The organism is Aliivibrio fischeri (assembly GCA_038993745.2).
GTDB lineage: Bacteria > Pseudomonadota > Gammaproteobacteria > Enterobacterales > Vibrionaceae > Aliivibrio > Aliivibrio fischeri_B.
This window is the reverse complement of record CP160629.1, coordinates 1,950,541-1,962,054: the sequence shown is the minus strand read 5'-3', so window position 1 is coordinate 1,962,054 and position 11,514 is coordinate 1,950,541. Positions and strand designations below refer to the sequence as shown.

At 39.0% G+C, this 11,514-nt stretch carries 10 protein-coding genes and 1 pseudogene; 10 read left to right on the top strand and 1 reads right to left on the bottom strand.

What is annotated here, in order from left to right:
* The first annotated feature begins 20 nt into the window (after positions 1–20).
* The 6 genes and pseudogenes from truA (at position 21) to purF (ending at position 5,895) form a co-directional block, all read left to right on the top strand.
* Positions 21–809, top strand: coding sequence for a tRNA pseudouridine(38-40) synthase TruA (gene truA, locus AAFX60_009515; protein XDF76965.1), 789 nt, complete (start codon positions 21–23; stop codon positions 807–809).
* Positions 810–961: 152 nt separating this feature from the next.
* Positions 962–1,845, top strand: a pseudogene (accD, locus tag AAFX60_009510) (acetyl-CoA carboxylase, carboxyltransferase subunit beta).
* A 100-nt stretch (positions 1,846–1,945) separates the two neighbouring features.
* Positions 1,946–3,226 (top strand): bifunctional tetrahydrofolate synthase/dihydrofolate synthase, encoded by a 1,281-nt coding sequence (gene folC, locus AAFX60_009505; protein XDF76964.1) that lies wholly within the window; start codon positions 1,946–1,948, stop codon positions 3,224–3,226.
* Between the two features lie 9 nt (positions 3,227–3,235).
* The gene (locus AAFX60_009500) at positions 3,236–3,793 is read left to right on the top strand and encodes an SPOR domain-containing protein (GenBank protein ID XDF76963.1); all 558 of its coding nucleotides are present in this window, start codon (positions 3,236–3,238) and stop codon (positions 3,791–3,793) included.
* A 61-nt stretch (positions 3,794–3,854) separates the two neighbouring features.
* Positions 3,855–4,346: a colicin V production protein gene (gene cvpA, locus AAFX60_009495; protein XDF76962.1), complete on the top strand. Its 492-nt coding sequence runs from the start codon at positions 3,855–3,857 to the stop codon at positions 4,344–4,346.
* 34 nt (positions 4,347–4,380) lie between these two features.
* Positions 4,381–5,895, top strand: coding sequence for an amidophosphoribosyltransferase (purF, locus tag AAFX60_009490; GenBank protein XDF76961.1), 1,515 nt, complete (start codon positions 4,381–4,383; stop codon positions 5,893–5,895).
* Between the two features lie 55 nt (positions 5,896–5,950).
* Here the strand turns inward: purF and AAFX60_009485 are convergent, their stop codons facing one another.
* Complete coding sequence (locus AAFX60_009485) at positions 5,951–6,826, bottom strand: LysR family transcriptional regulator (GenBank protein ID XDF76960.1); 876 nt, start codon at positions 6,824–6,826, stop codon at positions 5,951–5,953.
* Positions 6,827–7,068: 242 nt separating this feature from the next.
* Here AAFX60_009485 and AAFX60_009480 point away from each other — a divergent pair, with 242 nt between their 5' ends.
* The 4 genes from AAFX60_009480 (at position 7,069) to dnaX (ending at position 11,510) form a co-directional block, all read left to right on the top strand.
* On the top strand, positions 7,069–8,175 hold the full coding sequence (locus tag AAFX60_009480) for a response regulator (GenBank protein ID XDF76959.1): 1,107 nt from the start codon (positions 7,069–7,071) through the stop codon (positions 8,173–8,175).
* Positions 8,176–8,236: 61 nt separating this feature from the next.
* Positions 8,237–8,605, top strand: coding sequence for a YbaN family protein (locus AAFX60_009475; GenBank protein ID XDF76958.1), 369 nt, complete (start codon positions 8,237–8,239; stop codon positions 8,603–8,605).
* Between the two features lie 129 nt (positions 8,606–8,734).
* Complete coding sequence (apt, locus tag AAFX60_009470; GenBank protein ID XDF76957.1) at positions 8,735–9,280, top strand: adenine phosphoribosyltransferase; 546 nt, start codon at positions 8,735–8,737, stop codon at positions 9,278–9,280.
* A gap of 103 nt (positions 9,281–9,383) precedes the next feature.
* Positions 9,384–11,510, top strand: a complete 2,127-nt coding sequence (dnaX, locus tag AAFX60_009465) for a DNA polymerase III subunit gamma/tau (protein XDF76956.1) — start codon at positions 9,384–9,386, stop codon at positions 11,508–11,510.
* Positions 11,511–11,514: the final 4 nt, after the last annotated feature.

The window sequence follows — 11,514 nt, the reverse complement described above, 5'->3', positions numbered from 1 at the left end:
GAATTAAAAGAAAAGAAATCATGCGAATAGCTCTATGTATTGAATATGATGGTGCCGAATATTACGGTTGGCAACGTCAAAGAGATGTAAACAGTGTCCAAGAAGAACTGGAAAAAGCATTAACGATTGTTGCTAATGAGCCTATTGAAGTTCATTGTGCAGGTCGAACGGATGCTGGTGTTCACGGTACAGGACAAGTCGTGCACTTTGATACAACAAGTTCTCGCAAATTAGCAGCGTGGATGATGGGGGCGAATGCGAACTTACCAAAGAACATCGCCGTTCGTTGGGCCAAAGAGGTAAATGAGGATTTTCATGCTCGTTTTACCGCTACAGCTCGTCGTTATCGCTATATCATCTATAATAACCGTTTACGTCCTGCAATTTTAGGGCATGGTGTAAGCCATTATCATGATGCGTTAGATGCGAATTTAATGCATGAAGCTGGTCAATATTTATTAGGCGAAAATGATTTTACGTCATTTCGTGCCGTTCACTGTCAATCACGTTCACCATGGCGCAACTTAACGCACTTAAAAGTCACTCGTCATGGTGATTTTATTGTTATTGATATTAAAGCAAACGCTTTTGTTCACCATATGGTGCGTAATATTACCGGCAGCTTAATCGAAGTAGGCAAAGGAAAGCAAAAACCAGAATGGATTAAATGGTTATTAGAAGCTAAAGACCGAAAATTGGCTGGAGCTACGGCTAAAGCCGAAGGTTTGTATCTTGTGGATGTAGATTACCCGCTAGAATGGGAATTACCGCGAGTACCACTAGGTCCTTTATTTCTGGATAATGATTGATTTATCACTACGAAAAGTAGAGATGGATTCAATATTGAAAATAGGTACAACCAGTTTTTTATCTACACTGGCGGATATTTATGGTTTAATCTATTTAATTGAATTTTATTCTCTTGCGATGGTGCGAGAGATCACTAATAGAAAGGTCGTCCATGAGTTGGCTTGAAAAGATTTTTAATACAAGCAATATTGTTAGTTCACGTAAAGCATCGATCCCTGAAGGGGTTTGGACGAAATGTACGTCATGTGAACAAGTTCTTTATTCTGCAGAATTAGAGCGTAACCTAGAAGTGTGTCCAAAATGTGACCACCATATGCGAATGAAAGCTCGTAAGCGTCTTGAAACATTCTTAGATGCAGAAGGTCGTGTTGAAATTGGTGCTGAATTAGAACCAAAAGATGTTTTAAAGTTTAAAGATTCAAAACGTTATAAAGATCGTATCTCTGCTGCACAAAAATCAAGTGAAGAAACAGATGCTCTAGTGGTAATGAAAGGTACTCTATTAGAATTACCGGTTGTTGCATGTGCATTTGAATTCTCATTTATGGTGGTTCAATGGGTTCTGTTGTTGGCGCTCGCTTTGTTAAAGCGGTAGATGCAGCAATTGAAAATAATTGTCCTCTTGTATGTTTCTCTGCAAGTGGTGGTGCACGTATGCAAGAGGCGCTTATGTCTCTAATGCAAATGGCAAAAACAAGTGCAGCTCTAGCTCGTTTGTCTCGTAAAGGCCTACCATTTTTCTCTGTACTAACTGACCCAACAATGGGTGGTGTATCAGCAAGTTTAGCAATGCTAGGTGATATCAATATCGGTGAACCAAAAGCGTTAATCGGCTTTGCTGGTCGTCGTGTTATTGAGCAAACTGTGCGTGAAGATCTTCCTGAAGGTTTCCAACGTAGTGAATTCTTGCTTGAGCATGGTGCGATTGACATGATTGTTGACCGTCGTGAAATGCGTCAACGTATCGGTGGGTTAATGGCTAAAATGACGAATCAAGAGTCACCATTAGTTGTTCCTGTTGATGGTTCACACTAAGAATTAAATCAAATGGGACCAAGGTTGTTAGTTCTTACTTTAAAACAGCAACCTAAGTCATATATACTGTCACTATATTCGTTAGTGAAGTAGTTGAATTATGACAACATTTGATTCTCCGAAAGCCACATCTGATTTATCGGTGTGGCTTCGTTATTTAGAAAGCATTCATACTAGTGCAATAGATTTGGGTTTAGACCGTGTTCAGCGTGTTGCACAACGAGCAAAATTAACTAAACCAGCACCTACGGTAATTACTGTTGCAGGAACAAACGGTAAAGGCTCAACGTGTGCATTAATGGAATCTATTTTAATTAATGCCGGCTACCGCGTTGGTGTCTATAGTTCTCCCCACCTTATTCGTTACAATGAACGTATTCGTATTAATGGTAACGATTTATCTGATTCTCTTATCACTCAATCTTTTGCTGCAATTGAAGCGTGGCGTAAAGATATTTCACTTAGCCTTTTCGAATTTGGAACTCTTTCAGCTCTTTGGGCTTTTAAAGCGCATCAAGTTGACGTGGTTTTACTTGAAGTTGGTCTTGGTGGACGCTTAGATGCAACTAATGTTGTTGATCATGATGTATCAATTATTACAAGCCTAGCCGTTGATCACGTTGATTGGTTGGGTGACGATATTGAAGTGATTGGTTTTGAAAAGGCTGGCATTTTCCGTTCAGAAAAACCAGCTATTTGTGGTCAACCTAATCCTCCTTCAAGTGTCGCTGCTCATGCTGATGATATTAATGCTGAATTATATCAAGTTGGTTATCAATTTGATTATAAAGTCGATGCAGAAACTCAAACATGGTCATGGAAGAGTGGAGCATTTGATTTAGATAATTTACCATTACCAAATCTACCATTAGCTAATGCAGCAACAGCGATTATGGCATTAGGGGCTTCTGGATTAGAATTGAGTGATGTTAATATTGTTGAAGGCCTAACATTAGCAACGTTACCAGGAAGAATGCAGCGATTAACTCGTGGTAACTCTGAACTTGAGCCTACGATTATTCTTGATGTTGCGCATAACCCACATTCAGCGCACTATCTTGTACAGCAAGTAAGACAGCGTTTCCCAAATAAGAAAATACATGCGGTAGTAGGTATGTTGCATGATAAAGACATTAAATCGACCCTGAGTGAGTTCACGGGAGTGATTGATGTTTGGTATCCTGCATCGTTATCAGGTCCAAGAGCGGCTAACGCAAGTGAGTTAACTGCTGTTTTATCAAAAGAAATAACAGAATATTCATCACCTGTTGATGCTTTTAAAGTAGCATTACAGCAGGCTGAAAATGATGATTTAATTTTAGTCTTCGGATCATTCCACACTGTCGGTGAAGTATGGGATTATTGGAAAAAAGAAGCATGAGGAACATGAGTGTCTAGTCCATTTCAACGACGTTTAGTCGGAACCATAATATTGGTTGCTATTGGGGTAATTGTTTTACCTGATGTATTTGATGGTAAGAAGAAACATTATCAAGAAGAGTTTGCAAGTATTCCAATTAAGCCTGAACTTTCTAAAGATGTAGAGCAATTCGAAATCCAAGAACCTGTGGATTTTGATGCTGAACTTCCTGGAGAGCCAGTTGAAGTTACAATTAAATCGTCACCAGCAGAGCCTGAAAAAGAGACGTTAACGATTGTTGAGAAAAAACAGCCGCAACCTTCGAAAGTTGATTATGCAAAAAGTGCATGGATCATTCAATTAGGTGTATTTAGAAACGCAGATAACGCAAAAAATCTTGCTCTTAAACTGCGTAAACAAGGTTATCAAGCGCATACTTTCCCTAAAGATCCGAAACCAGGTGATTTAGTTCGAGTTGCAGTTGGTCCAGATGTTTCTAAACCTGATCTTGAAAAGCTGTTGCCAAAATTAAAAGAAATAACTGGCTTAAATGGTCAATTGCTTAAATTTACACCACTAAACCCATAAGAAAACGTTTGCGTAGCGGATTTTTCTGTTAAAATGCGCAGCAACAGAGAAAAGATAAATTATGATTTGGATCGATTTTGTCATTTTAGGCGTTATTAGCCTGTCAGCTTTAATCAGTTTGATTAGAGGTTTTGTAAAAGAAGCGTTGTCTTTGGTTATTTGGTTTGGTGCATTTTTTATTGCCAGTAACTTTTATCCAAAGCTAGCTGTTTATTTCACAAACATACATGATGAAATGATAAGAAATGGCAGTGCGATAGCTGCTTTGTTTGTGGCAACCTTAATTGTTGGTGCGGTTGTGAACTACGTGGTAGGTCAATTAGTACAGAAAACAGGGTTGTCGGGAACAGATAGGATTTTAGGTATTGTTTTTGGGGGATTAAGAGGCGTGTTAATTATAGCCGCTGTTCTATTCTTCATTGATGCCTTTACTTCTTTATCAGATTCAGAGTGGTGGAAGCAATCACAATTAATACCGCAATTCTCGGTAGTAATTGAATGGTTCTTCGATTACTTAAAGGATACATCAAGTTTTCTTCCTGGCGCTAAATAGCGCCAGTTTTTTAGCAAATTGAGGACTCTAGGACATGTGCGGTATTGTTGGAATCGTGGGCGCAACACCAGTAAACCAGTCAATCTATGACGCTTTAACAGTGCTACAACATCGTGGCCAAGATGCTGCTGGTATTATTACCATAGAAAGCAATCGTTTCCGTCTGAGAAAGGCGAACGGTTTGGTGAAGGATGTGTTTGAAACAAAACACATGCAACGCCTACAAGGTAACGTTGGTATTGGACATGTTCGATACCCTACAGCAGGTAGTTCTAGTGCCTCAGAAGCACAACCTTTCTATGTAAACTCTCCATTTGGTATCACTCTTGCGCATAATGGTAATTTAACCAATGCAAATGAAATACGTGAAACGTTATTTGAACAAGAGCGTCGTCATGTAAATACAACCTCTGATTCTGAAGTTTTATTAAATATCTTTGCACATCACCTTGATGAATCAAAAAATTACCCGCTAACAAACGATGATATCTTTAAAACTGTAGCGAAAGTTCATGAACAAATTCGTGGTGCTTATGCAGTAACGGCAATGATCATTGGCCATGGTATGGTGGCTTTTCGAGATCCAAACGGCATTCGCCCATTATGTTTAGGTAAGCGTGAAGTTGAAGGTCGCACAGAATATATGGTGGCTTCAGAGTCTGTAGCTTTAGATGCAGTAGGCTTTGATTTTGTTCGTGATGTCGCACCGGGTGAGGCTATTTATGCTCCATTTGAGGGGGGATTATATACTCAACAATGTGCGCATGAACCAAAGTTAAATCCATGTATTTTTGAATTTGTTTATTTTGCTCGTCCAGATTCGTTTATTGATAAAATTTCGGTATACAGTGCACGAGTTGAAATGGGTAAGCGTTTAGGTGAGAAAATTAAGCGTGAGTGGGATCATTTAGATATTGATGTTGTACTGCCCATTCCTGAAACATCATGTGATATCGCATTAGAAATCGCTCAGATTATCAATAAACCTTATCGCCAAGGCTTTGTTAAGAACCGCTATGTTGGCCGTACTTTTATCATGCCAGGTCAACAAGAGCGTAAGAAATCAGTTCGTCGTAAATTGAATGCTATTCGTTCAGAATTTAAAGATAAAAACGTTTTATTAGTTGATGACTCCATTGTGCGTGGAACAACCTCAGAGCAGATCATTGAAATGGCTCGTGATTCTGGTGCTAAGAACGTTTATATGGTGTCAGCAGCTCCTGAGATTCGTTTCCCTAACGTATATGGTATCGATATGCCAAGTGCAAATGAGCTGATTGCACATGGTCGTGAAGTTGATGAGATTTGCAACGAGATTGGTGCGGATGCTCTTATTTTCCAAGACCTTTCAGACTTAGTTGATGCGGTTGGTTGCGGTAACAGAGAAATTGAGAAATTTGAAACCTCTGTTTTCAATGCACATTATGTTACTGGTGATGTTGACCAGAATTACCTAGAGTACTTAGAAAGCCTACGTAATGATGATGCAAAACAAGACAACGAAGCACAAAACGTAGCAAGTCTAGATATTTATAACGAAGAGATTTAATTTCTTGCTTAATAAAAAAGCCTGTGATTTCACAGGCTTTTTTGTAGAGAGTAAATTAATCAGGTATGTGGTTACTTACAAAATCGATAAATAAACGTACTTTTTCTGGTTGATGATCTTTGTAATTATAGATCATATAAATATCACGAGGGTTTGCAGACCAATCACTTAATACTCTAATAAGTGAGCCTTCTTCTAGATATTGGCTGATCATAATATCTGGCATGAGTGTAATACCCAATCCATTCGAACAAGCCATGCGAATTACGTTAAGTTCACTTGCTTCAAAGCGCCCAGCGTCAGTAATCGTGACGGATTCACCATCTTTATTGGTTAAGCGCCAACGCATTAAAGGATTACCTTTTAATAAACTGTGTTTATGCAATTCTTGCGCATGAGTCGGTTCTGAGTTTTTTTCTAGATAACTCGGGCTAGCAACTAAAATGTCTTCTAAAGAACCAATTTGACGAGCAATAAGAGATGAATCTCGTTGTTTACCAACACGGAAAATAATGTCCCAATCGGTAGGATCAAGTTGCTCAGGTTGATTGCTCATGGTTAAGTTAATGCTAATGTCTGGATAAAGCAGCATAAACTTATTCAAAATTGGTTGGATCATGCGTTTAGTTAAGTTTGAAGGAGCTGCAATCTTAAGTTTTCCAGCTGCACCACGACACTCTTCTCCTAGATATTCACTGGTATTTACCAACGTTGCTAGAATAGGGGCGCATTCATCGTAAAACTTTTGGCCAGCTTCAGTAAGAGATAACTTTCTGGCATGGCGGTTGAGTAAGCGAATATCTAAAGAATCTTCTAAAGCTTGAATCCGACGAGTAATTGTCGCAACAGGAATTAGGGTTTTTCTTGAAGCTGCAGTGTAGCTGCCATTTTCAACCACTTGTCGAAACAAATTCAAATCATCTAATTTCATTATATTAAGATACTCTCCCGTTTTTTAGAGCGCTAAAGTGTAACAAAAATGCGTGAGTTGGTGTTGTTATAAGTCAACTAAAATGAAAATCTATAAATAAAAGTCCAAATTCACGGTTAATTTAGCATTTTATTAATAATGATAGCTAAAATTATTTGTGCTCACTTAGATCTCGAACTAAATTTATTTTAGATAATAAAAATAATAGGTACTGAATTTGGGTGCGTGCAGAGGGTAGTAGTATGTCAGTAGAGCAGGCAACAAAAAAAAAGGAAGGAGAGGGTAACGCTCCTGTAGAAGATTTATTGTTAAACAAAGATATTTTGATTGTTGATGATGATCCAATCTTTCGCTCAATGATTAGAGCGGTCTTAGAAGCTTATTCATGCAATGTTAAAGAAGCGAACAACGGCCTTGAAGGTTTACAAATGCTTAAGCATTCTTTACCTGATGTATTGTTGTGTGATTTAGCTATGCCAATATTAAATGGCATTGAATTTGTAGAGGAAGCGGTATTGGAATATCCAATGCTTCCAATCATTGTTATTTCAGGTAGTGGTGACATGCAAGATGTCGCTAAGGTGTTGCGTTTAGGAGCAAAAGATTTTCTTGTTAAACCAATCAGTGATGTCTCGATTTTAATTAAATCGCTTTCTTCTGCATTAAAGCTAAGTGAAGAAAGCTCGTTAAGAATGCAAGATTTTTCTAGTCAGTGGTTTAGAACATCAGAGCTTGATAAAAGCTGTAATGATGAACTGCATTGGCATTTAGAATACTTACAAGAAGAGCCGAACGTAGGACGAGAATTACTGTTTGAGTTGTTACCTGAAAGTGAGGCTCAACATGCCAATTGGAAGTTAAGTTATCGTTTATTGCAGTCAACGGATGGTATGCCTTTAATCTTTGATTATGAATGGCTATTGGATGGACGTTTATTTTTCTACCTTGTTGATTCACATTCCGGTGGGGAAAATGGCGTTATCTCTTGTTTATTGATCAGAGCGTTTTTTAATGATTTTATTCGAGAGCAGCAGATGTCAACAAATACTATATCGGCAATGGTGGCATCCATAGAAAAAGGCATGGGAACAATGGAAAATAGCCAAGCAATGTCTGGTGTTTTTGGCTATGTGGATTTGTCTGAGCAAGCGGTATTTATTTTGTCTGCGGGTCTGGATGCTATCTGGGAAAGTAATAATCAACGTAATGTTTTAAGAGCAAATAACCAATTAACCACTCATGCCTCAACCAATCAGGTTCATCGTTTTTCAGTGAAAGAAGGTATGAACAGCCTTTCATTAAATAACGTGGGATGCAGCAGTTTTAAGTTAGAATTGACATCGTTTTAGAATTGATTAAAGTCATTGTTGTTTACACTTCAATTAACTTTTTGATTCTTTAGAGGCTAATTTGCATTTTACCCGTAAAGTATTTTGGTTTGTTGCTGGATTAACATCGCTTATTATCGGTTTAATCGGTGTTATTCTGCCTCTTTTACCCACAACTCCTTTCTTATTATTAGCCAGTGCATGCTTCATGAAGGCATCACCTCGGGTAAATCATTGGTTGATCACCCATCCATCTTTAGGTCCTCCGATTGTTGAATGGCAAGAGAAAAAAACGATTAAAAAATCAATAAAGAAAAAAGCATTCTTTCTGATAATACTAAGTTTTGTTATTTCAATTGCTCTTGCTCCACTTTTATGGGTAAAAATAGGTCTATTTTGTTTTGCTATTGTCCTTTTGGTCTGTTTTTTAAGGATTCCTACCTCGGAGTAGATTTGTATTAACTCTTTGATCAACTACGCACCTTGTTTGGTAATACTTGCTCATGGATAAGAAAGTGAATACCATTGCCCGGTTAATTTATTTTTAAGCCCGAATAGAGGCAAAGCAGGTCAAATAACAATGTCTACAGAAACACTAACACTGATTAAGAACAGTATTAAATCAATTCCTGATTACCCTAAAGCTGGCATTATGTTCCGTGATGTAACAAGCCTAATGGAAGACCCAAAAGCATACCAAGCAACAATTCAATCATTAGTTGAAAAGTATAAGCAAGGCGGTTTTACTAAAATCGTTGGTACAGAAGCTCGTGGTTTCTTATTTGGTGCGCCATTAGCATTAGAGTTAGGTGTTGGCTTTGTTCCTGTTCGTAAACCAGGTAAATTGCCTCGTACAACAATCGCACAAACATATGATCTTGAATACGGTACGGATACATTAGAAATTCATACTGATGCGATCGTTGAAGGCGACAAGGTGCTTGTTGTTGATGATCTATTAGCAACGGGTGGAACGATTGAAGCAACGGTAAAACTGATCCGCCAACTTGGTGGTGAAGTTGAGCATGCCGCATTTGTTATTAATCTTCCAGAAATTGGTGGCGAAACACGTTTAGAAGGCCTAGGTCTAAACGTATACAGCATTTGTGAGTTTGCTGGTCACTAATTCTTCATATACACAGTTAATTACGTGAGATCTCTCTATCAAGGAAGATCTCATTTTTTTGCTGTGCTACGATTTAGAACTATTTTATTTTGGGCTGTATTCTATGAGCTATCAAGTATTGGCACGGAAGTGGCGACCACATCATTTTAAAGATGTTGTTGGCCAACCCCATGTGCTTACTGCGTTGGAAAACGCACTTGACCATAATCGACTTCATCACGCTTATCTATTTAGCGGAACACGTGGTGTGGGTAAAACCACGATTGCGCGTTTATTTGCTAAAGGTTTGAACTGTGAAGAAGGGATCACATCAACACCGTGTGGTGTGTGTTCTACATGTAAAGAAATCGACGAAGGACGTTTTGTTGATTTACTTGAAATCGATGCTGCTTCTAGAACGAAAGTGGAAGATACACGTGAACTATTAGATAACGTTCAATACAAGCCTGCGCGTGGTCGCTTTAAGGTTTATTTGATCGATGAAGTTCATATGTTATCTCGCCACAGTTTCAATGCTTTATTAAAGACATTGGAAGAGCCGCCTGAATACGTAAAATTCTTACTCGCAACAACGGATCCACAGAAGTTACCTGTAACGATCCTTTCTCGCTGTTTACAGTTTCACCTTAAGCATATCAGTGTTGACCAAATTCATGAGCAGCTAGACTTTGTTCTTGATAAAGAAGAAGTCTCAAAAGAAGCTCGAGCTCTTGGGCTTATTGCTCATGCCGCTGATGGTAGTATGCGTGATGCATTAAGTTTAACCGATCAAGCTATTGCGCTTGGTAACGGTTCAGTGACGGCTGAAATTGTATCGGCAATGCTCGGAACCTTAGATACCGATCAGGCAATTCGTATTCTAGAAGCGATTAGCACTAAGAATATGCAGACACTCATGAATTGCGTAAATGATCTTGCTGATATTGGTGTTGAATGGGATAGATTAGCGAAAGAGTTAGCTAACCAGCTTCATAAATTAGCTATGTATCAAGCGTTGCCTGCAACTCTAGATAAAACACAGCCAGATGCTGAACGTATTGAGCTTTTAAGTACACAATTATCGCCTCAAGAAGTGCAATTGTTTTATCAAATTGTACTGCAAAGCCGTAAGGACTTGCCATTAGCTCCAAATGAGCGAACTGGTGCAGAGATGATGCTATTGAGAATGGTCGCATTCCGCCCTGTACATGCTCAGGCATTAGAAGCACAGCCAATTGCAGTACCATCAACAGAGCCTCAAACAACAAATGTGGCACCAAGGGTACAACAAGCCCCTTCAGCTCCTGTTAATGTTGCGCCTCAAGCACAAAGACCAATGGCGTCTCAACAACGCCCTACAACGCCACAGCAAACACAGCAAGGTTATGCGCCAGCGAATGTGTCACCAATGCAAACTGAGCAGCCACCAGTGTATGATGCGCCTCCTATGGGAACGCCGTCAGGTGAATCTGCGTCACAAGCACCTCAACATTCTTCTTCAGCACAGCCTCCTATGCAAGAGATGCCAGCCCCACGAAGTGGACTATTAGGTGTTCGTAACCAATTGCGTAGTGCAAAAAACAATTTGACCAATACAGGTACTGGCTCAAAAAAGGCTAGTGCGGCATCCGATAAGAAAAAAACGAGTTCAGTGTTAGAGCGTATTGCTGAAAAGCAACATTTAGCGCCTCGTGCTCAGGTGTCGCAAATTGGAAATTCCGCAACACAAGAGAAAAAAACAGAAGAGCCGTATCGCTGGAAATCAACTCAACCAGAAATGAAAAAAGTGGTGAGTGATGTTACTCCAACGAAACTAAAACAAGCGCTAGAGCATGAAAAAACGCCTGAAATGGTGAAATTGCTTGTTGAAGAGTCATCAAAACAAGATACTTGGTCTGCTTTAGCAATGTCATTAACATTACCAAAGTTAGTACAGCAGCTTGTTTTAAATTCAGCATTTGTTGAGCAAGATAACCAAGTTAAGTTACATTTGCGAGCAGCGCAATCGCATTTAAATGGCGACAAAGCCAATGAGCTGATCACTCAAGCGCTAACACAAACATTAAATCGAGAAGTGACGGTAACAATCGATATTAGTGACGAAGGAACAACACCTTTAGAGCTGCGTGAGCGAATGTATCAAACTAAACTGCAAACGGCTTATCAGAGTTTGCAGCAAGATCCACACGTCAATTTCTTTATTCAGCGATTTGGCGCAGAGATGGATCAAGAAAGTGTGAGACCTATTTAACATA